The following is a 24,177-nucleotide window of genomic DNA, read 5'->3' on the forward strand; positions in this document are numbered from 1 at the left end:
ATTTTTAAAGTCAGGGGCAATGGATTTTCATCCCGCAGATCGCTGCCTGTCCGGAAGGGAAAAGGAGCCATCCGCTGAGGATGCATGGTCACCTTCCATGCAGGGGCGAAGGGTGATGCCCCCTGTTTTGAAGTTTTCCGCCATGGCCTCACTGCCTGTCATGGTCAGGCCCCTTATTTCCATGCAGGGCATATCATCTTTGTCCAGAAAGGAGATGTTGCCTAAAAGCATATGACTGCTGCCGTTTTCGGCTGTATAAATCAGTCCCTTTACCTTGTCCGGAGTAAAGGATGAAGTCGTAAAAGAATGGGGCAGATGAAGGGACTTCACATGGGTGGGCAGGCAGACGCTGCCCCTGCTTTCAAAGCCGAAGAGGCAGGCCAGTTGCATGGCACTGTCCAGAATCAGGGATAATGGATCGGGATGGGCCTTGAGAACTTCCGGAGCAAGGCTGGCTTTCATGCCATTATCTCCCATGATCTCAATTTTCTGCAGTACCTGATAGGCTTTGCCGTGGAAAAGGATCTCATCATATACGGTCCGGCAGTCTCTGGGATAGGGCCGGGGATGGATGAGGGCAGGGGATAGCTGGGGGCGGATACTGCCGGAACGGATGGTGCAGCGCATCCGGGGGGTAGCCGGTTTTCTTTCCAGAGATACCAGCGTCCGCTCACGGCCTTTTTTTTGCACTTCCAGAGGAAGGAGGCTGTCTTCATTCAGAATACAGCCCTTTAACAGGCGAAGATCCTCAAGAATCCGGAAGTCAGTATCCGGATTTGGGCGAAAATCCGGCCTTTCTTCCTGACGCAGGATTTCACAGGCAAGGGAGGCAAAGGGAACCACTGCTTTGCCTGCAATGCTGTGGTCCGTAAATTCAGGCCGGGTTCTGACGGAAAAGATGCGCAGGGTTTCAGGCGCACTGTCTGGGGTTTTCTCTGTTTTCAGAGTTTTTTTTTCCGCCTCCCTGCCTGCTGCCAGCAGTACTTCAGGGTCATTGCCGGAAAGAATTTCGTGGGAGAAAGCTTCGCTGCCCTTATCCAGAGGAATCAGACCCACACCCTGTCGCTGAAAGTGCCGTGCCAGAGCAGGGGTGACCATGCCCCCTTCCCAGGGGCCCCAGCAGATGGATAGAGCCCGGCAATTTTTGCGTGTGAGGTTTTCTCTCCGGGCGAGGGCGTTGAGAACGCCATTGGCCATGGCATAGTCCGCCTGTCCGGGATTGCCCTCCAGACTGGCAACGGAGGAAAAGAAAATCATGGCCTTCATGGGCATATCTTTCAGTGCCTCGGCCATATGCTTTGCAAAAATGGCTTTCACGGAAAAGACTTTGCTGAAATCCTCTGCACTTTTATCCACCATGGCCTTATCCGACAGTACACCGGCTCCGTGAACCCAGAGGGAGGGCAGGGTATTTTCTTCCTTTAGTTTTTTGAAAAGCCCTTCAATGGCATCCGGCTTTTCAAGGTCCATGGAAAGGTAGCGGGCATCGCAGCCAAGGCTTTTCATTTTTTTGAGGGTGTCGCGGATGGCACGACCGTTTTTTATCCGGTTGAACTCCGTATCCAGCTCTCTGGGCGTGGGAGTTTTTTCTGCAAAATGGTGGCGTAGCAGGGCTTTCCGGATGTCTTCTTTTTTCTGGATGCCGGACAGCCAGAGGGGTTCGGGGCCGGGTTCCGGAGATCGGCCCGTAAAGAGCATGCGGCAGGGCCAGGAACGGGCCAGAGCTTCCACACAGGCTGCTGTTACGCCGTAGGCTCCGCCGGTGATGAGCATGAGATCGTCCTTGGCAGGGGTCGCAAGGGCTGGATTCTTTTCTCCGGCGGAACATTCCTTGAGAAGGGGGGTGCGGATGTGGCCTGAGGCATCGCATCCAAGGATCAGGGGGCCACGGCTGAAGAGGAGCTTTTTCATCAGAGGCTCCGCTGCGCCTGCTTCTCTGGAAAGGTCCGCAAGGCGAAGGGCCATATCCGGCCATTCCTTCTGCAGGGTTCTCATGAGTCCTGCAAGGCTCTGGGTTTCAGGGGAAGCACTGAAAGGATCACTGGCCCCAAGGCTTCCGTCACTCCGGGTGATGATGCAGAGGGAGCAGGCCTTAGAAGATGCAAGGGCTTTTTTGCCCCATGCCCCAAGAAAGACGAACAGCTTTTGCAGGGCTTTTTCATCGTTATGGGCTGCCCATGGCACAATCAGGCTGGGCTGAAAGGAGGCGAGGGCTTCTTCGGCACGGCAGAGTTGCAGAGTTTTTCCGATGAGGGATTGCTTTATGGGAAAAAGGCCTGTTTCATCGCAAAAGTCCTGCAGCAGAGCCAGAGAAGCGGGAAGGTTTTCATCCTCAGGATTAAAGGCTTCCCAGTGGATGGTGCTGCGGATAAGGGAGATTTCCTCCGCAGACGGCTCTGTGTCAGCGGAGGACTGTCTGCTTTCTGAAGCTGGGGAAGCTGTTTCCTTTATCGCAGTGATGGGAGAAGGCAGGTCCTTTTCCGGTGCAGGATCTGAAAGCAGGGATGCGATGGCCTGCACGCTGCGGCACTCCTGCAGGGTTTCTGCGGGAATCGTGGCCAGAGAGGGATAGATGCCTTCCAGCTCCGAGAGAATTTCTACTCTTTTGATGGAGTCTATGCCCAGATCCGCTTCCAGATCCATGTCTGCCTGAATCATCTCTTCGGGGTAACCCGTATGGCGGGCGATGATGGAACGGATCGCTGCGGCGGCATCTGCAGGAGGAATATTTTCCTGTACTTTATGGATGTTATGGGATTTTTCATGGGCTGGCTGTGCATCCGGAACCACAAGGGCCGCTATGGCGGATATGCTGCGGGCTGTGGCAAGAATTTCCTGGGCCAGGGTGGCGAGGTCGGGATAAAGGCCTTCCAGTTCGGAGAGAATTTCCACCCTTTTGATGGAGTCTATGCCCAGATCCGCTTCCAGATCCATGTCTGCCTGAATCATGTCTTCGGGGTAACCCGTATGGCGGGATACCAGCTCCGTGATGACAGGGATCGGGGATGCGCTGGCTGGAGATGTCGTGCTACTGGTTTTTTCCGGTACGGAAACAGAGGCCGGAGAATGGTCTGTCAGAAGATCGGCAAAGGCCTGTAGGCTGCGGGCTTCGGCCAGTACTTCCGGTGCAAAACCGGCCATGGCCGGGAAGTGTCCTTCCAGCTCCGAGAGAATTTCCACCCTTTTGATGGAGTCTATGCCCAGATCCGCTTCCAGATCCATGTCCGCCTGAATCATGTCTTCGGGATAACCCGTATGACGGGATACGGTGCTCACCAGAAGGGACAGAATGTTTTTTTCCTGCTGGCTGGAATTTTCCATGGTCTCAGGGGCTCTGGCTGCGGCTGCCTCAGGGACAGGTCGCGCCGGAACCGGGGGAGCCGGGGCGGGATCAGGTGAAAGATTTCTGGCCGGAGTTGAAAGATTCTCTGCAACAGGGGCAAGGCTTCCGGCTTCGGAAAAGGGTTTTTCAGGGTATTCCTGAAGGGAAAATCCTTCGCCCCTTCCCATGGAATGGACCAGTCTTTCCAGTGTGCGGCCCGCTTCGGACTGCAGGGATAAAAACTGTTCGTGGGCACGGGTGGTCTGTTCCTGAAGGGCTTTCAAGGTTTGGAAACCTTCCATCAGAACCCTTGAATCCATGGGGGTACCTCGTTTCTGTAAAGTCTCAGTGGGTCTATGGGTGAGGGAATGCATGGCCACATCAGCAGAATCTTGACGGGTGCCGGCCGGAGTTGTCGCAGCAGCAAGTTGTCGGGTGGATGCAGGTGCCACATCTGCAGAATTTGTATGGGCCTCTGCCGGGGTCTTTGCTGCTGGTTCAGGCCGGTGGATTGTTTCCCTGCTCCGGGCAGGGGCCAGATTCTCAGCGGAAAGGAGTCTGCTGTCAGCTGCCCGTAAAAGGGGCTTTTTTTCTGCGGCCTTTTTCCCCTGTTCCGGTTTGATATTGGCTCCGGAAAGCCAGATGGTCATCCGCCGCTCCGGGTTGGGCGGTGGTTCCGGGATGCCGGACCAGTCCACTCCATAGCCAAGGGCAGCCAGCTGGCAGAGAAGAATGAGAAGATCCATATCTCCTGAATTTTTTCCGGCGGAAGCATCCATGGCAAAACAATGCACGGATTCCTGTTCCAGAATGGCGGAAGCAAGGCCAGTGAGAACATTTTTAGGGCCTGTTTCCACAAAGGTGCGCACACCTTCATCATAAAGATATTTTATATTGCTGATGAAACGAACAGGAGAAAGGAGCTGGGAAGAAAGGGTCTGGCGGATGGCATCCCCATCCCTTTCATAGGCAAGGCCTGTGCCGTTGGCCATGACTTCCATGGAGGGAGCTTTGGGGGTGATGCCCTGCAGGGCCTCTGCAAAGGGTTTGGCCGCATCTTCCACAAGGGGGCTGTGGAAGGCGGCGGCAACGGGCAGCCTTATTCCCCTGATTTTGTGGCTCTTCAGCACCTTGGCCGCATGATCCAGAGCCTCTTTTCCGCCGGAGAGCACGCACTGGGAAGGGCTGTTTTCATTGGCCAGTACCACATTAAGGTTTTCTTTTTCAATGAGGCTTTTCAGGGTTTCCACATCAGCCCGTACGGCCATCATTGCGCCCCGGTCCCTTGGGTCATCGGGGTCTCCTGCCATGTAGCGTCCCCGGAGGACGGAAAGCTGCATGCATTCTGTTTCCTGAAACACACCGGCGCAGCAGAGGGCCGGGAGTTCCCCGTAGCTGTGTCCGCATGTGGCATGGGGACGGATGCCGAAACGTTTCAGTATGCGGGCCATGCCAAGGCTGACACAGCCGATGGCAGGCTGGGCCAGATCCGTGGACCGCAGGGTTTCTTCCTCTTCTTTGCCCTCACCTGTAAAGGGATGGATAAAACGGGAAAGGAGATGTTCTTTGCGGTGAGGGGCAGCGTATTCGGCCAGAGTGGCATCCCCTAGCTCAAGGCTTTCCAGCATTTCCGGGAAAATACAGGCAAGGCTTTTCCCCATGCCGGGATACTGGCTGCCCTGTCCGGGAAAGAGAAAGGCGAGTTTTCCGGGCGACTCCCCTTTGCCGAAAAAAATCTGGCCATGCTGGCCTTTCTTTTCTTCCCCGATAATGGCTCTGGCTTCTTTGATGATACCTGCCATATCCCCATCTTTTTCCAGAAGGAGCAGCAGACGAAAGCTGTGGGCGGAGGAGAAATCTGATCGGGAACGGCGGCAGACTTCCTGCAGCATCCGGGGTTCCTTGGCCTCTGTATTTTCCAGCTCCGAGAGTTTCTGAAGAAGGGTCTCCGTGTCTGGGCCGGAAACAGAGAAGATATCCGTATGAAAATCCCAGACCCTTTCGTTTCGTTTTTTGCCATATTCTTCCAGCACGGCATGGTAATCCGCTCCGCCAAAGCCAAAGGCACTGACCGCAGCCCGACGTGGGCGGTCTTTTTCTGTCGTCCATGGCATGGCTTGGGAAAGCATGCAAAAGCCGGAGGAGGGAATGTCCAGATCCGGATCCGGGGGGAGGTGTTTCAGTGCCGGGGGCAGCACCTTATTATAAAGGCAGAGTACTATTTTGATGAAACCAGCCATGCCCGCTGCGGCTTTGGTATGGCCGATGTTGGCCTTGACGGAGGAAAGAATGCAGGGCCTTGTGTCCCTTTCTTTGCCGTACACCGACTGCAGGGCCTTGAATTCCACGGCATCGCCCACACGGGTGCCGGTGCCGTGGGCCTCCACCAGATCCACGCTGGAGGGATGAAAGCCAGCCTCTTCACAGGCCTTTTCCAGGGCACGAATCTGACCTTCCGCTCCCGGTGCGTAGATGCTCTGGTTTCTGCCATCGCTGGCCGTACCCATGCCCTTGATGACCGCATAGATACGGTCGCCGTCTTTTTCGGCATCTTCAAGGCGTTTGAGAACGGCCATGCCCACGCCTTCTCCCAGTACGGTGCCGTCGGCTTTTTCGGAAAAGGGTCTGGCATCGCCGGAGTGGGAAAGAACGCCGGTCTGGGCAAAGCACATGTGCATGAAAATATCGTTTAAGGTATCCACGCCGCCAGTGATCACCATGTCGGCCTTGCCTGTCTGCAGTTCCAGAGCGGCCATGTGTACGGCGGCAAGGGAGCTGCCGCAGGCTGCATCCACAACGCAGTTGCTGCCCCCAAGGTTGAGGCGGTTGGCAATGCGTCCGGCAATGACATTGCCCAGAAGACCGGGAAAGGCATTTTCCTGCCATGCCGTATGTCCGGCCGCCATGCGTTCCATAATGGCGGTCTGGATATCTTCCGGGATTCCTTCGGCTTCCAGTGCTTCTTTCCACAGGGGATGGCTGAGTCGGGACGCCAGCGGCACCACCAGCTCCTGAGTACCTGTGGCACCGAGAATCACACTGGTGCGGGAACTGTCATATTCCCTCTGCTGGGGGTAGCCTGCGTCATCTAAGGCGCAGCGGGCCGTGACCAGACCCAGAAGCTGGGATGTATCCGTTACGGCAAGGAGATTGGGCGGAATGCCAAAGGCGGATGGATCAAAGGGATAGGGAGAAAGATAGCCTCCCCGGGTGCAGTAGGTTTTGTCCGGCGCACCGGGGGAGGGAGCAAAGTAGGCTTCCCTGGACCAGTGACTTTCAGGTACTTCACCGATGGCATCAAGGTTGCGGAAAATCAGCCGCCAGAAAGCCAGTCTGTCCGGTGACTGGGGAAAAAGGCAGGCCATGCCGATCACGGCCAGATCACAGGGTTTGGATATGGAAGAAGGGGTCATGGAATATCCTGATCCTCTTTAAGACATCATGGGTTCAAGGGTGTTAAGGCCCAGTGGTGAGAAATTGCCGAGATGTGCCGGAATCTCCGGATACTGGACTTTTAGCATGGAGAAACGGGTAAGGGTGGCGGCTCCGGCCAGAAGATTGAAGGCCACGGTGCGGATGCGGCGTTCGGATACCTCCTCCAGAAAACTGTTTTTGGTCCAGGCATTGAAAGCACCCATGGCCGGGCCGCACCAGACCTGATAATCCACCTTGCGGTCCGGATTTCCCTGTATGGCCCAGAGGGAGGCCTGACCGAGATAGGAGCGGAAGAGCAGGGCCATGTGGTGGCGGGGATCTTCTTCGGCCCGTTTCAGCTGGGATGGATCCCGTTCCATGAAAAAGCGGCGGGTGGATTCCCATTCCTCTGCTATGCTTTTCTGAAAGATCTTGTCTTCAAGGAAGCGGATTGCATCCTCCGGCAGGGCTTCCATGGAAGGATACTCCCTGTAAAGGGTGTAGAGTTTCTGCGCCCGTAAGGCAAACATGGTTTCCCTTTTCAGCACCTGCACCCTGCCACCCATCTCAAACATGTCCGCCGCAGCGGTCATGGTGACATCGGCCTGTCCGCAGCGGGCCAGCATCTCCCGCACCGTATCTGAGGTGCCGGATTCCACGCAGGCCTGATGGACGGAGCCCACCAGTATATAATCCGCTCCCAGGGCAAAGGCCGCCGCCGCAGAAGCCGGAGTGGCAATGCCGCCCCCAAGGCCAACGCAGGGGATGTGGGTATATTCCCTTGCAGCCATGGCCGCATCCCTTGCCGCTTTGATGGCGGGAAGAAGGGCCATGGCCGGACGATTATCCGTATGTCCGCCGGAATCCGCTTCTGCCGTGATGTCATTGGCCATGGGAAGTAAGGCCCCGAGTCGGGCTTCTTCTTTACTTAGCAGCCCTTGGCTGAGCAGTTGCTTAAGAATTTTTTCAGGAGGGGGGGCAAGGAATTTTTCAGCAATTTCCACCCTGGAAACCTTGGCTATGATGCGGTTTTTCGGTAGGGGACGGCCCTTTTCATCCGCCGTGACGCCCCTTACCCTGTACAGAACAATGGCCGGGGTCATGCGCATGAAGGCGGCGGCACAGACGCTGGTGATGCCGGAATTGAGATAAAGTTGCGCAAGGGCCATTTCCCCTTCCGGGGAGCCGGGCTGGTGCAGAAAATTAAAGCCAAAGGGAAAGGGGCTTGATTCTGCCGCTTTTTTCAGGGTGGCAATGGCCTTTTCAATGCGGGCAAGGGTGCAGCCGCCAGCCCCGAAAAAGCCCATGCCTCCGGCCCGGCCCGCTTCCATAACCATGGCTTCTGATGTGATGCCGTTGGCCATGGCTCCTGCAATGTAGGGGTATTTCAATCCGTGTCGCCGGAGAAAATCCCGGCTGCCGAGGTTTTCAGGCGGAAGAGGGGGAACAAAGGCAAGAAGAGGCAGTGAGTTTTCACCGGAAAGGACACTTCCCAGAATCGCCTGCCCGTATGTGCGGAGCTGGGGTTTGCCGTCTTCTCCCAGTACAAGAAAAAGGGGACTGCGCAAGGAGAGCAGTGCCGCTTTTGGATCGTCTGTCTCAGGAAAGGCTTTATCAGAAGGGCCGGGTTGCCACCAGCCCATGGAAGAATCTGTTATGTCTGTTGTCATTTACTATCCATAAAGAGCCTGTTTTTGGCCTGATTGCAGGTTGTTATCTGTTGGTTCTGAGAAGAGTCGGATTGTCCTTATAAGAGACAGGAGATAAATACTGTCCCTGCCCCGGCATGATAAACTTTTAAGATATATCCAAAACAGGTTAAGCTGTCAAGGCGACCGTGAACAGCGTTCTTTGTGCGAATTCTATGTACTTCTGGGGTGAAAACGTCTGTGAACTTCCTTAAGACCTTTGCGGTTCACATGGGTGTAGATCTGGGTGGTGGCAATATCCGCATGGCCCAGCAGGGCCTGCACCACCCGAAGATCCGCCCCACCTTCCAGAAGGTGGGTGGCAAAGGCATGCCGCAGGCTGTGGGGTGTTATCAGTCTGGCAATGCCTGCCTTCAGGCTGTAGCGTTTCACGTTTTTCCAGAAGGCCTGACGGGTGAGGGGCTTTCCCGTTCCGCCCACAAAGAGATAATCACTGAAGCGGGTTTTCAAAATGCGTGGTCGTCCTTCATCCATATACAGTGAAAGGCTCTGCCTTGCTTTTTGATGGAAGGGCACCACCCTTTCCCGGCTTCCCTTGCCCTGCACCCTTAAAAATCCGGCATCCATACGAAGATCTGTAACTTTTAGCCCCATGAGTTCTGAAACCCTCAGACCCGTTGCGTAGAGCAGCTCCAGCATGGCCCTGTCCCGGAGTCCCAGAGCTGTATCCATGGCCGGAGCGGAGAGAAGTGCTTCCATTTCCGTAAATGAAGGCACATCCGGGAGTTTCCGGCCTGTGCGGGGCAGGCGGACAATTCGGGAAGGATCTTTTTCCAGTGTTTCCAATGAGGCAAGGAAGGTGAAAAAGCCCCGGATGCTTACCAGATGCCGCCCCCGGCTGCGGGCTGCAAGTCCTTCCTTTTCAAGGTGAACAAGGTAGGCCAGAAGATCCATGGGTGCAAGCTCTTCCACCTCAAGATCATTTTCTTTTACATAATGAAGAAAACGACCAAGGTCTTCCGCATAGGCGCTCAGGGTCAGCTCCGCCAGACCCTTTTCGATGAGAAGATGTCGCAGATAGGCATCCAGCAGGGGGTGCGGGTCTGTATTCATCGTGGCAGAAATTCTTCAACCGTGGTGGTGTTGAGAACTTCCGGTCCATCTTTCCGGACCACCACCATGTTCTCAAGGCGGATGCCGCCCCATTCAGGAAGATAAATCCCCGGCTCCACGGTGACCACCATGCCGCTTTTCAGGGGGATATCCTGCATGGGGCTGAGCCTTGGAGCTTCGTGGATGGCAAGGCCCACACCATGGCCTAGACCGTGGCCGAAGAAATCTCCATATCCCTTTTCCTTGATGTAATCCCTTGCCAGTGAGTCAATTTCCTTTGTACTCACACCCTCGCGGATGGCGGCCGTGGCCCTTTCCTGAGCGGTTTTCACCACTTCAAAAATTTCCATGAAGCGGTCATCGGGTTTTTCCAGAAAAAAAGTGCGGGTGATGTCGGAGCAGTATCCTTTGAGCTTTATGCCCCAGTCAAAGAGGACGGGGGCATGGGTGGTGAAAAGATAATCCGAAGGATGGGCATGGGGTTTGGCCGCATTGACACCGCAGGCAACAATGCTGGGAAAGGAAAGGCCTTCAGCACCCGTTTCCCGGAGTTTTTTCTCAAGCAGCCATGCTGCTTCTTTCTCGCTCATGCCCGGCACAAGGGAGGGGATCAGATTTTTTAAGGCCTGTTCCGTAATGGCAAGGGCTTTTCGAATGGTGTTAATTTCATCTTCGTCTTTGATGATGCGTAAGGACTCCACCAGATCCGTGACTGGCAGCAGTCTTGCGGAAGACCCTGCTTTCTCAAGGGATTCAAGCATACGTCCATGGTCTTTTACGGATAGCTTTGCCGGTTCAAAACCTAAGCTTTCAGACCCTATTTGAGAAAGAATATCGGGAAGTTCTGCAGCAAGACCTTTTTTATAACAGTATATTTCATAGCCATGGGCTTCGCTTTCTCCCTGAAAAACAAAGCGGGAGTCCGTGGCGAGAAGCAGCTTGTTTTTTGTGATGAAGAGGGCTCCTGCGGACTCATCATAGCCGTTGTCTTCACCGGTAAAACCGCTTAAGTATCTGCGGTTTTCTTCCACAAGAACCATCATGGCGTCTATGTCACAGGCGGCCATGCGGATGCGGAGATTCTCTATGCGTAAGGAAGTGGAAGGGTTCAAGGCGAAAGTCTCCTGGCTTATTTAAAAGTTAAGAAATCACAAGGGCCTGGATTTGTAAGGCCGACTTCTGAATTTTCAGGCTCTCCATAGCACAGATCTGAAACAGTGGGCAATTCTATCTGCGGGGTTTTTGGGCTATGCTGAGGTAAAGGAAAAATGGTAATATAATGTCTGGAGTATTCGTAATTATAAAAAGCAGGAGAGAACATGTATTGGAGCAAAAGAATTAAAATATTGTGTGGGTTTTTCTGCCTGCTTTTTTGTATACCCTTGGGGACCTTTGCGGAAAAACCTGTTATCAGGTTGGGAGTGGATGAGTTTCCTCCATATATTTCTAAGGAACTCCCAGGATACGGGATTCTGAGCCAGATTGTTTCTGAAAGCTTCGAAAAGGCTGGTTTTGAAGCTGTTTTTGTTTTTGTCCCCTGGAAAAGAGCATTGAAAAGTGTGGAGGAAGGGGAATTTCTGGATGGAACTCCTGCCTGGTTTCGTACGCCGGAGAGGGAGGTTCTTTTTTATGTATCCGATTCTTTGGTGGATGACAGCCAGTCTTTTTTTCATCTGAAAGATTTTGCCTTTGACTGGGAAAAAATCGAAGACTTAAAGGGGATACATATTGGAGCTACCCTTGGTTATGATTATGGAGAAGATTTCAGCAGGGCATACGCCAGAGAAGAAATACTTGTTGAATGGGTTTCTAAGGATGTTCAGAATTTCAGGAAAATGCTTGCGGAACGGATACAGGTTTTTCCCATGAATACCCTTGCAGGTTATGGCATTCTGCAGACGGATTTCAGTGAAAAAGAGTTTGCCAGCATTACCCATCACCCTAAGCCCCTGCGTGCGGAAGCTCTGCACCTTCTTCTTTCTAAACAAAATCCTGCGAACGCTGAAGTGATGGAGCGCTTTAATCGGGGTTTGAAAGAACTGAAAAAAAGTGGTCGGTATGATGAGATCCTGAAATAGAGTAGGTTTTCAGGGTCTTTGGGTTTTCATTAAAGTCCTTAAGGTCTTTAATGTCATTAGGGTCTTTAGGGAGGGCAGGCTGTAGTGTTTCTGCTCTGTGATTGATGGGTTTTAAGGTCTTTAATGTCCTCAAGGTCCTTAGAGACGGCAGACTTCTTCGCTTTACTCTGAGTTCATAGCGATATTACGTTTTTTTAAAATCTCTGAGGAAAATAATGCAGGCTTGTCCTTTATGTTGTTGTGATTTTGTTTCGGAATTTTACCGGGGGCGGCGCAGACTGTACTGGCAGTGTTCGGCTTGTAATCTGGTTTTTGTGGATGCCGCCTTTCTTCTTGCCCCGGATGCGGAAAAGGCCGAGTATGATCTCCATGAGAACAGCCCCGAAGATGAAGGATACCGTCGTTTTCTGAGTCGCCTTACCATACCTCTTCTGGAACGTCTTGGAGGGGAAAAGCTGGAGGGGCTGGATTTTGGCTGCGGTCCCGGCCCGGCGCTGGCCTCCATGATGGAGGAAAATGGCTACCCAATGGCCCTTTATGATCCCTATTATGCACCGGATAAGAAGCCTCTTGAAAAAGAGTATGATTTCATAACCTGCACGGAAGCCATGGAACATTTTTACAGGCCGCAGAAAGAATGGAAGCTTCTGTTTGAATTACTGAAACCCGGCGGATGGCTGGGTATCATGACCAAACTTGTTAAAGATGCAAAGGCCTTTGCAGGCTGGCATTATAAAAATGATCCAACACATGTAAGTTTTTTCAGTCGAAAAACCTTTGAGTATATGGCACAATATGAAAATCTCATGGTGGATTTTGTGGGCGAAGATGTTATTTTTTTTCAGAAATCGCCTTTGTTTTTCTCTGAGATTTCTGAAAGGATAGATTTATGATTGAGGCTATTGTCATCGGCTCTACTGGAAATGAACTGGAAAAGATGCTGGCAGATCTTGGCCGCAGCTATGGTATCGCCGTTTTGACTGAAGAAACTGGTGAGGGGCAGGGTGATCAGAATACACTGTTTCCTGTGGAGATGCAGGCTGACGGCTGGGTTTTTTTTACGGAAGATCCGGATTCGGAGTCTGCCGCAGCTGTAAGGGCCAGGGTTCGGTCCGGATCCGGCCCTTGGCTTAGCCTGCCACCTGATGAAGATGCCGTTCATGCTCTTGCAGCCCGCTGCCGGGAATGGGTCTATGAAAGTGGTATTGTCTGTCTCGGATTTGCAGCAGATGTGGCACCTTCCCAGTTTTCAGTCTGTAGTGAGATAGCAAAGGCGCTTTTTGCCATGTGCCTGCTGAGGACCCGGCCGGAACGGCTCCATGAAGCCCTGAAAACAAGAATGCCGGAGTCTGGGGAGACTTTCTTTCCGGATATTGACTCTGTACTCAAAGATCTTATTGAACGGATGACCTTAAGGGATAAAGTTGCGCTGGCCCATTTTAATGAGGGGCTTCCTGCCCTTGCGGATTCTACTTTGGCTGTCTACATTCTGGGGCATTATCTGTGGCCGCCCAATCCTGATCTTTTGGAAGACTGTGCTCGCAGGGAAGGACTGAGGGAAAAAGAAATGGATGAAACCCTTGCCGTTTCAATTATTATTGCCTGTTTGATGGAAAAACTGAAAGAGTCCCACAGGCTGCGCCTTGTTCCCGGAGGCGCTTCCGGATAAAGGGGCTTGGTCTGACAGGTGAATGGGGTTAAGCTTTTGCCTCTCTGGATCATGATAAGGAAGGAAATGAGATGGGAGAAATCATAGCCTTTGGCGGCGGCAAGGGAGGCAGCGGGAAGAGCTTTCTCATTTCCCTCACGGGAAGCCTTCTGGCTGCTGCCGGAAAAAAGGTGGTGCTGGTGGATCTGGATCTGGGTGCTGCCAATCTCCATTCTTTTTTTGGTATTAGCGTTTCAAAACCGGGGCTACAGGATTTTATGGAAGGCCGTGCTGCCAGCCTTTCGGACTGCTGCCTTGAAACTTCCATCCCCCGTCTTTCTCTCATATCGTCCAAGGGATGCACAGCCCATGTGGCGGATCTGCCCGCAGGCTGGGTGCAGCGCCTGATTCAGGGGTTCAGAACTCTTCCCCACGAGTGCATACTGCTGGATCTTGGGGCCGGAACCTATAAGAACAATCTGGATTTTTTTCTGGCCGCATCCCGTGGTGTGCTGGTGACGACACCGGAACCCACGGCTGTTGAAAATCTTTTCCGTTTCATCCATGCCCTTTTCATGCGTAAAATCAGAGGCCATGTGGGCGATGGCGGTTTGAGGGAGCTTACCCGCATCTGTCTTGCCTTAAAACCGGCCACTTCCATTCGTCCTCTGGATATGGCCAAAGCCCTTGAAACCAAAGATTCCGAAGCTGCCCGCAAACTGATAGCAGACATTGAAGGTATGCGCCTTTATCTGCTCCTCAATCAGGTGAGAAAAACCATGGATGCGGAAGTGGCCGCCCAGCTCATGGGTTTTTACCCGAAGCTTTTTGGTTCTGTTTTTTCCCTTGGTGCCGTTGTCAGCCATGGAGATGAGGTGAATGATGCCATCATGAGCCGGGAACCCTTTTTGAAAAATTACCGAAGCCATACCATCACCCGTCAGGTGATGGGGCTTGCCCGCCAGCTTCTCTCAAACAGGTAGGGGCGACCCTTGCTGTCGCCGGAATCTTTTTCCTGTCAGGCAGACTGTCCCTGTGACGAAAAACCCGTGAAGGGTGTTGCTTCTCCCCTGAAAACTCCCTCTTCCTAAAATTAAAGTTGACTTTAACTTTATCTGTGTTATCCATTCACCATGAATTCAATAAAGATGTACGCCATATCAGAGCTGGCCGCAGAGCTGGAAATCAGTCCTTCCACCATCCGTTTTTATGAGGATAAGGGATTGATATCCCCTGAACGCAGTGCCGGTAACCAGCGGCTCTATTCCAGAAAACATAAAGCAAGACTCAAGCTGATTCTTCGGGGCAAGCGTTTTGGATTTTCTCTGGCAGAAATTGCGGAAATGATCGGATATGCGGATGTTCCCCTCCATGAGGCCGAGCAGATTCGTAAAAGCCTTGCCTTTGGCAGGGAAAAGCTTGAGGAAATACGAAGAAAAAAAGAGGATCTGGCCCTTCTGGAGGCTGATATTCTTTCCATGCAGGAGTTTCTGGAAAAACGTTTGCAATCCATAAAATAATGTAATTGTTCAGCACATTTTTTTAACTTTCATACCTGCCAGATAAATGCAGAGGCATCCAAGCTATTTGCCCGTGACGCAATCTTATTCGGGAGCTTCTTGCCCTGTGCGGAAGCGGCAAAAACTCCCCGCCACAGGCAGGATGAACTTTTCGATTACCATAGCAGGCTTAAGCACGCTGCCTTTGTGGCGGCTCAGACAGTTTGCCGCTTCTTTCGCACAGGGCTTCAAAGCTCTGATCCGAAACGATTGCAACGTCACTTGCAAATTGCCAGGATGCCTTGCAGCCGTACGAAGCTGTTGAAATTAGAACGGTGACAATTTTGAATAAAATGTGCTGAACAGCAACTCATGCCGTGTTATGGCGTTTTGTCATAAAGTAACTTTTGAAGTTGCTCAGAAGTTACAAAATAATAAATGATGCCCAGAAAAAGCCTTCCGGAACAGGTTGCCATTCCCAATTGATTCCCCTTAAAGGAGACCGCCATGTATGATTTTCTGTTGTCCGATGAAGCCAGAGCCTTGCGCAGTGAAGTCCGGGATTTTGTAAAAACCATTCCAAGGCAGCTTCTGCTGGACATGGATGCGGATAAGGTGCAGTTTCCCAAAGAATTTCTTGCAGAAGCCGGGAAACGGAACCTTATGGGCTGCCGGTATCCCAAGGAGTGGGGCGGTCGAGGGCTGGACTGGGTGAGTACCGTCATGGTCATGGAAGAAATCGGAACCCTTGGCTATATTATGGCCTGTACCTTCGGTGTGGGGGCGGAGCTGGTATGTGATGCTATTATCCGCCATGGAAGTGATGCGCAGAAGGAAAAATATGTCAAACCCCTTCTGAAGGGAGAAATATTTGCAGCGGAATGTCTAACGGAACCCAGGGGCGGCTCCGATTTCTTCGCAACAAACACCACGGCCGAAGACAAGGGAGATCATTATGTCATCAATGGCCAGAAGCGTTTTATCGTGGGTGGTGAAGGTGCGGATTATTTTCTGGTATACGCAAAGACCGATCCCGAAGCCAAGGCCCACAAGTCCCTGACCTGCTTTATTGTGGATCGTAGCGAAGGTGTGATTGTGGATTATATTTACGGACTCATGGGCTGCCGGGGTGGTGGTGCCGCGCGGATTGTCTTTAAAGACGCAAAGGTTCCTAAAGAAAATATTGTGGGCAGCCTCCATGGAGGATATGCGGTTTTCAATACCATGATGATACCGGAGCGGCTGGGTACGGCAGCCATGACCATAGGTGCTGCCCGTCCGGCTCTGGAAGTGGCCACGGGCTACACCACAAGGAGGAAAGCCTTTGGCCGGGAAATTGCCCGGTATCAGGGTGTCAGCTTTCAGGTGGCAGAAGCTGCCATGCTTCTGGATGCCTGCCGTAGCATGGCCTACACCACCAGCCGGGCTGTAGATGCGGGAGTACCTGAAAACGAGATCCGCAGGCTTGTTTCCGAATCCAAAAAATTCATCACGGAATCCTGCCAGAAGGTGGTGCATAACAGCATGCAGGTGATGGGAGGTATTGGCTATACCAATGTTTTCCCCGTGGAGCGGATTTTCAGGGATGTGCGTCTGGCTTCCATCTGGACCGGGACCAATGAGGTAATGAGTCTTATCATTGCCAGTGAATGGTACAGAAAATATATGGAAGACAGGGTTTCCGGCATCACCCGTGACTGTGAAAACGATGCTGCTGAAGCCTTTGCCGAAGGAGAAAAGATTTACGAATAGGGGCAGGATATCGGGTGCTTGAGGTTTGTGCCCGCGTACCTGTCTGCTTGTGTAGTCACCAGAAGATCATGCTGATGCAAGGTAAAAAGTTTTGCATCTGAAGAACCAAAGTCAGGTTCTTGGGATGCGGCGCATGGCAAGGCCTGAAACAAAGGCAAGTATACAGAAAGCCGCTGCTCCGGGCAGTATCCATGAAAAACTGAAATTAGAGGCAATCATCCAACCAAAAAGAGCCGGACTGAGTGCTGTGCTGAAAACCACCACCATGGCACTCAGGCTTTTGACCTGTCCTAAAACATTCACTCCATATATTTCCGCCCACACTGTTGTGGCAATGATACCGGAAACCCCCTGGGAAGCTCCCGCCAGAATAAAAAAGAGATAGATGCACCAGATGCCGGACTGTGTCCAGAGCACAATAAGCCCCATAAAAAGCGGTATGACAGAGAAGGGAAACAAGCGAATTCCGCCCAGACGGTCTATCCATGGACCCACGGCAATGGAGCTGAGCATGCGCATCAGTGCATAGGCGGTAAATCCGGAAGCCATCAGGCCGGGCGTGTAGCCTTTGAAATCGGCAAGGCTTGTCTGGTAAAGGAAAATGCCGGTAAGCAGAAAAGGTATCGCCATAATTCCCGGCAGGATCAGATAAAAACGAACATCTCCGAGAAGATGTTTTGGTGACCATTCTTCTTCTGTTTTGGTGGTTTCTTCAGCTGGTGTTCCGGTATCTCTAATAAGAAAAATCGAAAGGGGCAGAAAAATCAAAGCTATAAAAAAACCTGCAATGAGCCAGGTTATACGTAAGCCGTAGCTATGCAGTATCAGTACTGTGACAAGGGGCAGAATTCCTTCTCCAAGGGGATAGCCCGTTGCAGAAATACTTAAAGCCCGTCCCCGGAACTTTGTAAAAAGCCTTGCCATTGCCGTTGAAGCCGTAAGTCCCATAAGCCCCTGACCGGAAATTCTTAAGCCCAGCAGTGCGGCAAACAGAAAGGCAACTCCCGGAGACAGGGCCATGAGCCAACATGATAATAACAGGGTCAGACCAATACAAAAGGTAAAAGTACTGATTCTGCTTTTGTCCAGAAGTCTGCCGAAAAAGGGAAGCAAGGCAGCACTGCACAGGGTTGCAAGGGAGTAGATGGTTCCGAACTGGCCGCTGTTGAGTGAAAATTCCTTAAGAATATGGGGGACAAATACTGAAATCAGAAAAGTCTGTCCAAAGCTTGAAAAAAAGGTCAGCAGGACACCAAAAAATAGAACCTTATGATATTGGCAGAAAAAATTTAAATATGACATGGCTTGCCTGAATGGAAAAATAAGAATATCGAGAAAAAAAGAGAAAGTCTAACGGTCTTGGTGTTATATTTTGCAGGGTCATTTTTGAGAGAGTGGTCATTATTCAAATATCACGAGAAAACTATTGATAAGTGGGTTTCAAGTATTTAAATGTTATACGGATGACAGTTCCGAGTATAAAGGCTTTGATAACGGCATTGTAGAATTTCAGGGACCTGAAGGATGTCTGGATCGAAGCTCTGCAACTGGTTCTGCACAGATGGAGGAGCCCTCGTTGGCCTTCAGTCTCGGCCCTTCTGGCTCAGGGCAATAAGATTTTCTGCCCTATGGTGTCAATGCTCAGATGTTTTCGGTAGTTTCCATGCAAGGCAATTTCTATTAAATGATTTGCATTGGAGCTTACCTTGGTTTTGAATAGCTATGAAATCAGGGCAGATGTCAAGTGGGTTTTTCTGTAGAAACTTGCGGCTGCATGGAGGTGTGAATAAAAAAAAAGCTGGCACAGAAAAAATACTCTGCACCAGCCTTTTCAGGGTAGGGATAAAAATCAGAAACGGTAGCTCAGGGTTACACCTGCACCCAGCAGATGACCGCCTGCTTTGGCGCTGACCATGGGATCATTTTTTTCAATATAATCTATATAACTTTTATTAAAGTTGTTGGATTCACCGCCCACAATACGGTCCTGTTCTACAACCGTGAGCTGAAGTACAGTATCCAGGGTAAAGTTACCGAAGTTGAATCCTGCACCGATGGAGTAGGTTTTTTTATCGCCATCCGGCCACATGAGATCAAGGGTGTCATCGGGGATGGGGCTTGGGTCATAGAAGTAACCGCCGCGCAGGGAGATCATATCACTGAGAACATATTCTGCACCAAAACGGATCTGCCTTGTATTGTCCCAGTTTCTTTCATACTCAAGGGGAAATGATGGGGAGCCGTTAATTGGGAAAATATCTTCCCGTTGGGTCTTGTTGATGCTCCATTCTGTCCACACAAGGTCAAACTCAATGGAAAAACGGTCATGGGGAGCATAACGGATTCCCGCCTGAACCTGCTGGGGATGGTTGTATTTCATGGTTGCTTTCGCAATTTTTACACCGTTTCTTTTAAGATCCCCTTCAAAATCAGTGCTGGTTTCACTGCGGTAGGTCAGGCCAAGGGTAATGGTTTCAGTGGCTCTGTACATTGCGCCAAGGTTGAAAGAATAATTGAGGTCATCGCTGATCTCAAGTTCCATTTCATGACCATGCATTTCAAGGGCTCTTCCAAGGGCATGGGCATTTGCAATTACAGCCTGATCGGTTTCAGGGTTAAGGGCTTGTCCTGTAGTTGGGTTTATACCATTTTGAACAGCATTGACATAGGCACTGGCTTTGGGCTGGTTTTCATCAGAGAAGTAATATGGAATTTTTTTACCGCCAGCCTTGGACTGACCAATGGATATGCCAAAACCCAGTGAAAGCTGATCATTGAGTTTATAGGCAATGGTGGGTGTAACGGCAAGGCGTTTGTAGTAGGAGTGATAGGAAGAGTGAACGCCGGGGTTTTTATCCCGATCACCGGGCCATTCAACTTCAAGACCCCATGGAGCATAAGCAGCCACGCCCATGGATATTCTGTCTGTAATCGGCATGGCAAAACCAAGGTGTGGAACAACCAGTGTGGGAAATTCATCTTTAACCGTGAAATTTTTTGGATTGCCCTGTTCATCCAGGAATCTTGGGTCCTTAGTTCCTTTAATGTGAAAGCCTTTTGCTTCCAGATCCGGCTCAATGATGTGGGCACCAAAGGCAAGGGTTGGCCTTTTGATCTGTGTCAGGCCGGCCGGGTTGTAATAAACCGCAAATGGATCATCTGCATAGGCGGAAAAGGCTCCACCCATGGCTGTGGCCTTGGCTCCGATGCCAAAGGTGTCCACACAGCCTGCATAGGCTGTTGGTGCAGCTAAGGCGAGACAGGTGGCAAAAAGGATAAAATACTTTTTCACAAAAAACCTCCTTAAACATTTGGGTAATAAAAAGGGGGCATGAATGGGCATGTTTTAGTTTGAACGCATTGTCTGAAATGCAAACCGTGTAGATTTTTAATAACAGTGTTTACTTAATGTCTTTGGTGTCAAGAAAAATAAGAATGTGGTATCTGAAGCCCTGCAGCGGTTGTTATGCTGCGCCGTTAATAACAGGATTTGATTTTTTGGGATTGAGTGTTGGCTATGGAAACAGAAAAAACAGGAAGTGGCGAAGAGCTTTTTCATCTCTGCGATCATGGAAACGGGTGCAGAGGAAAAAAGAGTTCTCCTTTTTTGAAAAAACCATCCTGGCTTCGCCGGAGTCTTCCAAAGGGGCCTGTGTATGGACGGGTTCAGCATCTTTTAAAGGAAAAGGGACTGCATACGGTTTGTGAACAGGCCCACTGCCCCAATCAGTTTGAGTGCTTTGGAAAGGGGACGGCCACCTTTCTTCTGCTGGGAGAAACCTGTACCCGTCACTGCCGTTTCTGTAATATTGAGTCGGGGACAGTCTTCCCGCCGGACATGGAAGAGCCCGAGAGGGTTGCAGAGGCTGTCTCAGGTTTAGGACTTTCCTATGTGGTGCTGACCTCTGTGACCCGTGATGATCTGGAAGATGGTGGGGCAGAAATTTTTGCAGAAACCATCAGGGCCGTGCGCAGACAGCTTCCCTCGGCAGGTATTGAGGTGCTGATTCCGGATTTTATGGGTTCTGCAGAAGCTCTGAAAAAGGTGATTCATGCAAAACCGGATGTGATCAATCACAATATCGAAACTGTGGAAAGGCTTTATCCTGAGGTGAGACCGGAAGCACTTTATCAAAGGTCGCTGGAACTGATATCAAGGGTTGCTGCCCATGAATCTGGTATCCCTGCCAAATCCGGTATCATGCTGGGCCTTGGGGAAAAAGATGATGAGATCATGGAAACCCTGAAGGATCTGAGGCAGGCCGGATGCCGTATTCTTACCATGGGGCAGTATCTTCAGCCCTCGGAAAGACATCTTGCCGTAAAACGCTTTGTCCTGCCGGAGACCTTTGATTTCTGGAGAAAAGAGGCCCTCGCCATGGGTTTTTCAGCCGTGGCCAGTGGGCCCTTTGTCCGCAGCTCCTACAGGGCCGAAGAGCATAGGGCTGTTCTTGAAACCCTCAACCCGTGAAAATTTTTTCTGTATTTATCGTATAAGTATTTGTAAATATAAAAGGTTTGTTGTGGAAATAAAACATGCATCCGGCAGAAGCCGGATTTTTTTTGTGGAGTCTTCAGCCCTGCTGCGCCTTGCTATTCCAGTATGGATCGGGCAGCTAGCCTTCAGTGCCGCAGGTTTTGTGGATACGCTGATGTCCGGTCGTGTGGGTGCTGTGGATCTTGCCGGTGTTGCCATGGGAGCCAGTACCTGGGTGCCTGTGCTTTTCGGACTCAATGGTCTGCTTCTGGCTGTCAGCCCTATGGTGGCCCAACTGGTAGGAGCAGGTAGAAAATCTGAAATTGTGGACGTAGTACACCATGGTCTGCTGCTGGCCTTTATAATGGGGATCATCATTGGACTTTTGCTTCAGTGTATGCAGCCGGTTCTGCGTTTCATGGGGGCTCCTGCGGATGTTATAGCGGTAACGCTTCTTTATCTGAAGGGGCTTGGCCTTGGTGTTCCTGCCATGGCAGGCTATCTGGTGTTTAAAAGTTTTTCCGAGGCCATGGGGGATACAAGACCTCAGATGCTGATTTCCATTGTGGGGTTGTTTTGTAATGTGGCTTTGAATTTTCTTTTTATTTATGGTGGGTTTGGCATTCCTGCCATGGGTGGGGCCGGATGCGGATGGGCCAGTGGCCTGACCTTCTGGATCATGTTTCTGGCCATGGGGATTTATCTGGGCAGGGCCAGATTTTATCGCAGCCTAGGCTGGCTGCGCCGCCCCCGTTTCAGGGGAAGACTGCTAAAGGACATTCTGCGGCTGGGTGGGCCTATAGGCCTGACCCTTTTCATGGAAGCCAGTATTTTCGGCTGTATTACCCTTTTTATTGGAGGTCTGGGGGCCATTGCCGTGGCAGGGCATCAGGTAGCCATGAACATTTCAGGGCTGATTTATACCATTCCCCTGAGCCTTGCCACGGCAGTCACGGTCCGGGTAGGCCAGGCTGTGGGGAGAAAAAGTATAAGGGATGCCATGGCAACGGCGTGGTCTGGCATGGGTCTGGCGTTTTTGATCGCAGGAATAACCCTGACATGCACCCTTGTTTTCCGTTACTGGCTTGTGGCCCTTTATACACCGGACGGGGCGGTGCAGGCCATGGCTGCGGGGCTTCTCGTTCTCGGGGCTTTGTATCAGCTTTCAGATGCGGTGATGACGGCTTCCCTCGGGGCCTTGCGGGGATTTAAGGATACGGCTGTTCCCATGCGCCTTACCTTTGTGGCCTACTGGGGAGTTGCCATGCCCCTTGGCTATATGCTGGGCATGACGGATATTTTTTTGCCACGCATGGGAGCTGCAGGTTTCTGGATAAGCCTCATTACAGGACTGACCCTTGCCGCATGCTTTCTTCTTTTGAGGCTCTTGAGGGTACAGAAAAAGCCTTTGTAGGTTCTTTTCTAAACCTGAGGCTGTTCAAAATAGAGACTCAGCTGCTCAAAAACGCCCGGCCAGTTTTTTTCTATGATGTGGGGGCATTCAAAGAAATATTCACAGCATACGGCAAAAAATTCTGCCGGAGATTCCGTTGCATAGGAGCCGATGGGAAGGTGCCCATTCTGATTGATACGTTTTCTGGCGTCTTTCCATGCCGTGCGGAAAGCTTCGCTCCAGGCTCTTGAATCCATATACCGGGGCAGGGGAGGGAAGCCATTGGCTTCTCCGTTTCTCATATCCAGAATATGGGCGATTTCGTGGATAACAACATTGTACCCGCTGCCCTGACCCGACGCATGGACGTCTTCCCATGAGAGAACCACAGGTCCATTCTGCCAGGCTTCTCCGGAAAGCGCTTCATTTCTTCGATGTACGATGCCTGCCTCATCAACCTCTTCTGTATCAGGAACAAATTCAGAAGGGTAAAGGATAATGGATGTGATGGCATCCAGTGCGGAAAGCCCGAAATTCAGAACCGGAATACAGGCCAGAGTTGCCACATAGCCCCGCATGAACTCATCCACCTCAAGGCCGTGGATGCCTTCAAAATCCTTTTCATGGCAGAAGAGGGATGCCAGATCCCTCAGCTGGAAAGCTTTATCCGGAGCCATGGAATCGAGAATAGGGATATCCGTACGCACGCTTTCCCAGAGATCCCGGTCCATGCGTACCCTGTCCAGATTTTTTTTTCTGCGCCATTCCCGGATTTTCCACCACATGTTTTTCTCTCCAGAAAAAAGTTGCCGTGCAAATGCTGAGGGAATCATCCCGCATATGATCTTAGGTGTTACTACGCTTCCAAACAGCCATGGCGTCTTGCATCCGAACCAAGTCTATTGATGATTATTCTGTGATTGTGGGATCTCCTGCGTTTCTGTTACCGCAGGTTTGCGGGTCTTCCAGCGGTCATGCACCCACAGCCATTGCTCCGGGTATCTGCGGACCATAACCTCAATGGCATTGTTGTACCTCTGGGTATTGATGCGGATATCTTTTTCGGGATTTCCCGTACGGACAAGGGGAATTTCCGGATAGAAAATCATTTTATATTTTTCCCCTTCTCTGGCAATGAGGGCAGGAACAACGGCTGCTTCCGTTGCAAGGGAAAGCAGAGCCGGACCCTTGGATGCATAGGCTTCGCATCCCATAAAATCAATCAGTGTACCGTTTTTTGTATTGGCGTTCTGATCAATGAAGATGGCTATACTTTCACCCATGTTCAGTCTGTCATGGATTTTTTGTACAGAATTACGCAGGGGAATCATGTTTGCGCCAAGGCGGGTTCTGGCCCGGAGAAAAAAAGCATCTAAAGGTTTGAAATCCATGGTTCTGTAAATGGTATTATTGGGTAGTTTGATTCTCTCAAGGCAGGCAGGCAGGATTTCCCAGGTACCGATATGACCTGTGATGAGAATGACTCCCTTTTTTTTCCGGTAAGCTCTGCTGAGATTCTCCAGACCTTCTGGCTCAAGGTAGTCATAGATATTACGAGCATCAAGGTGCAGGCCCCATCCGATTTCAAAAAACATTTCCCCCCAGTGTTTGAAAACATTAAAGGTAAGGGAACGGATCTCTTTTTCTGATTTTTCCGGAAAGACCATGGCCAGGTTTTTTTCTGCCAAAAGCCTGTGCCTGCGGTCCAGTCTGTACCAGATCCGTGCAATGGCATGGGCTATTCCAACACGCCATGATTTTGGCAGCCCGCCAAGGGTCCACATGAAACCATAGATGATTGTGTAAATGATTTTATCCTGAAAACGCATGGG

The 24,177-nt window shown here is 51.2% G+C and carries 16 protein-coding genes; 8 read left to right on the forward strand and 8 right to left on the reverse strand.

The window, feature by feature from the left end; translation table 11 throughout:
* Positions 1-27: 27 nt before the first annotated feature.
* The 4 genes from FIM25_RS10765 to FIM25_RS10780 form a co-directional block, all read right to left on the reverse strand.
* A complete protein-coding gene (locus FIM25_RS10765) occupies positions 28-6,735 on the reverse strand; it encodes a type I polyketide synthase (protein WP_139449132.1) in 6,708 nt (2,235 codons plus the stop codon).
* Between the two features lie 18 nt (positions 6,736-6,753).
* Positions 6,754-8,406, reverse strand: a complete 1,653-nt coding sequence (locus FIM25_RS10770) for a PfaD family polyunsaturated fatty acid/polyketide biosynthesis protein (RefSeq protein ID WP_246052149.1) — start codon at positions 8,404-8,406, stop codon at positions 6,754-6,756.
* Between the two features lie 192 nt (positions 8,407-8,598).
* Positions 8,599-9,498 (reverse strand): site-specific tyrosine recombinase XerD, encoded by a 900-nt coding sequence (xerD, locus tag FIM25_RS10775; RefSeq protein WP_139449134.1) that lies wholly within the window; start codon positions 9,496-9,498, stop codon positions 8,599-8,601.
* Positions 9,495-10,610, reverse strand: coding sequence for an aminopeptidase P family protein (locus FIM25_RS10780; RefSeq protein WP_139449136.1), 1,116 nt, complete (start codon positions 10,608-10,610; stop codon positions 9,495-9,497). The genes xerD and FIM25_RS10780 overlap by 4 nt, the downstream gene beginning before the upstream one ends.
* Before the next feature lie 309 nt (positions 10,611-10,919).
* Here FIM25_RS10780 and FIM25_RS10785 point away from each other — a divergent pair, with 309 nt between their 5' ends.
* From FIM25_RS10785 to FIM25_RS10810, 6 genes are all read left to right on the forward strand, one after another.
* Positions 10,920-11,576: a substrate-binding periplasmic protein gene (locus tag FIM25_RS10785; protein WP_179953306.1), complete on the forward strand. Its 657-nt coding sequence runs from the start codon at positions 10,920-10,922 to the stop codon at positions 11,574-11,576.
* Positions 11,577-11,791: 215 nt separating this feature from the next.
* The gene (locus tag FIM25_RS10790; protein ID WP_139449140.1) at positions 11,792-12,469 is read left to right on the forward strand and encodes a class I SAM-dependent methyltransferase; all 678 of its coding nucleotides are present in this window, start codon (positions 11,792-11,794) and stop codon (positions 12,467-12,469) included.
* Positions 12,466-13,245: a hypothetical protein gene (locus FIM25_RS10795; RefSeq protein WP_139449142.1), complete on the forward strand. Its 780-nt coding sequence runs from the start codon at positions 12,466-12,468 to the stop codon at positions 13,243-13,245. The genes FIM25_RS10790 and FIM25_RS10795 overlap by 4 nt, the downstream gene beginning before the upstream one ends.
* 71 nt (positions 13,246-13,316) lie before the next feature.
* The gene (locus FIM25_RS10800) at positions 13,317-14,207 is read left to right on the forward strand and encodes a MinD/ParA family ATP-binding protein (RefSeq protein WP_139449144.1); all 891 of its coding nucleotides are present in this window, start codon (positions 13,317-13,319) and stop codon (positions 14,205-14,207) included.
* 165 nt (positions 14,208-14,372) lie between these two features.
* Entirely contained in the window at positions 14,373-14,744 is a 372-nt protein-coding gene (locus FIM25_RS17690) for a MerR family transcriptional regulator (RefSeq protein ID WP_281279322.1), read from the forward strand.
* Positions 14,745-15,230: 486 nt separating this feature from the next.
* Positions 15,231-16,475 carry an acyl-CoA dehydrogenase family protein gene (locus FIM25_RS10810; RefSeq protein ID WP_139449147.1) on the forward strand — a complete coding sequence of 415 codons (1,245 nt, stop codon included), beginning with the start codon at positions 15,231-15,233 and terminating at the stop codon, positions 16,473-16,475.
* 111 nt (positions 16,476-16,586) lie between these two features.
* On the opposite strand, the gene FIM25_RS10815 is transcribed toward FIM25_RS10810, so the two are convergent.
* Positions 16,587-17,777, reverse strand: a complete 1,191-nt coding sequence (locus FIM25_RS10815) for an MFS transporter (protein WP_139449149.1) — start codon at positions 17,775-17,777, stop codon at positions 16,587-16,589.
* A 547-nt stretch (positions 17,778-18,324) separates the two neighbouring features.
* On the reverse strand, positions 18,325-19,767 hold the full coding sequence (locus FIM25_RS10820) for an OmpP1/FadL family transporter (RefSeq protein WP_179953307.1): 1,443 nt from the start codon (positions 19,765-19,767) through the stop codon (positions 18,325-18,327).
* A 225-nt stretch (positions 19,768-19,992) separates the two neighbouring features.
* On the opposite strand from FIM25_RS10820, the gene lipA reads away from it, so the two are divergent.
* Together lipA and FIM25_RS10830 are read left to right on the forward strand one after the other, a co-directional pair.
* Complete coding sequence (gene lipA, locus FIM25_RS10825; protein ID WP_139449153.1) at positions 19,993-20,946, forward strand: lipoyl synthase; 954 nt, start codon at positions 19,993-19,995, stop codon at positions 20,944-20,946.
* Positions 20,947-20,998: 52 nt separating this feature from the next.
* Complete coding sequence (locus FIM25_RS10830; protein WP_179953308.1) at positions 20,999-22,366, forward strand: MATE family efflux transporter; 1,368 nt, start codon at positions 20,999-21,001, stop codon at positions 22,364-22,366.
* Positions 22,367-22,374: 8 nt separating this feature from the next.
* Here FIM25_RS10830 and FIM25_RS10835 read toward each other — a convergent pair whose 3' ends face one another.
* Together FIM25_RS10835 and FIM25_RS10840 are read right to left on the reverse strand one after the other, a co-directional pair.
* The gene (locus tag FIM25_RS10835; protein ID WP_179953309.1) at positions 22,375-23,130 is read right to left on the reverse strand and encodes a M90 family metallopeptidase; all 756 of its coding nucleotides are present in this window, start codon (positions 23,128-23,130) and stop codon (positions 22,375-22,377) included.
* A 114-nt stretch (positions 23,131-23,244) separates the two neighbouring features.
* A complete protein-coding gene (locus tag FIM25_RS10840) occupies positions 23,245-24,174 on the reverse strand; it encodes a lysophospholipid acyltransferase family protein (protein WP_139449159.1) in 930 nt (309 codons plus the stop codon).
* Positions 24,175-24,177: the final 3 nt, after the last annotated feature.

The organism is Desulfobotulus mexicanus, from assembly GCF_006175995.1.
GTDB lineage: Bacteria > Desulfobacterota > Desulfobacteria > Desulfobacterales > ASO4-4 > Desulfobotulus > Desulfobotulus mexicanus.

What these genes read in the sequence shown, in the direction of transcription:
- FIM25_RS10765 (WP_139449132.1), bottom strand. Translation starts at nt 6,735, where the DNA reads ATGACCCCTTCTTCCATATCCAAACCCTGTGATCTGGCCGTGATCGGC.
- FIM25_RS10770 (WP_246052149.1), bottom strand. Translation starts at nt 8,406, where the DNA reads ATGACAACAGACATAACAGATTCTTCCATGGGCTGGTGGCAACCCGGC.
- xerD (WP_139449134.1), bottom strand. Translation starts at nt 9,498, where the DNA reads ATGAATACAGACCCGCACCCCCTGCTGGATGCCTATCTGCGACATCTT.
- FIM25_RS10790 (WP_139449140.1), top strand. Translation starts at nt 11,792, where the DNA reads ATGCAGGCTTGTCCTTTATGTTGTTGTGATTTTGTTTCGGAATTTTAC.
- FIM25_RS10795 (WP_139449142.1), top strand. Translation starts at nt 12,466, where the DNA reads ATGATTGAGGCTATTGTCATCGGCTCTACTGGAAATGAACTGGAAAAG.
- FIM25_RS10800 (WP_139449144.1), top strand. Translation starts at nt 13,317, where the DNA reads ATGGGAGAAATCATAGCCTTTGGCGGCGGCAAGGGAGGCAGCGGGAAG.
- FIM25_RS17690 (WP_281279322.1), top strand. Translation starts at nt 14,373, where the DNA reads ATGTACGCCATATCAGAGCTGGCCGCAGAGCTGGAAATCAGTCCTTCC.
- FIM25_RS10810 (WP_139449147.1), top strand. Translation starts at nt 15,231, where the DNA reads ATGTATGATTTTCTGTTGTCCGATGAAGCCAGAGCCTTGCGCAGTGAA.
- FIM25_RS10815 (WP_139449149.1), bottom strand. Translation starts at nt 17,777, where the DNA reads ATGTCATATTTAAATTTTTTCTGCCAATATCATAAGGTTCTATTTTTT.
- lipA (WP_139449153.1), top strand. Translation starts at nt 19,993, where the DNA reads ATGGAAACAGAAAAAACAGGAAGTGGCGAAGAGCTTTTTCATCTCTGC.
- FIM25_RS10835 (WP_179953309.1), bottom strand. Translation starts at nt 23,130, where the DNA reads ATGTGGTGGAAAATCCGGGAATGGCGCAGAAAAAAAAATCTGGACAGG.
- FIM25_RS10840 (WP_139449159.1), bottom strand. Translation starts at nt 24,174, where the DNA reads ATGCGTTTTCAGGATAAAATCATTTACACAATCATCTATGGTTTCATG.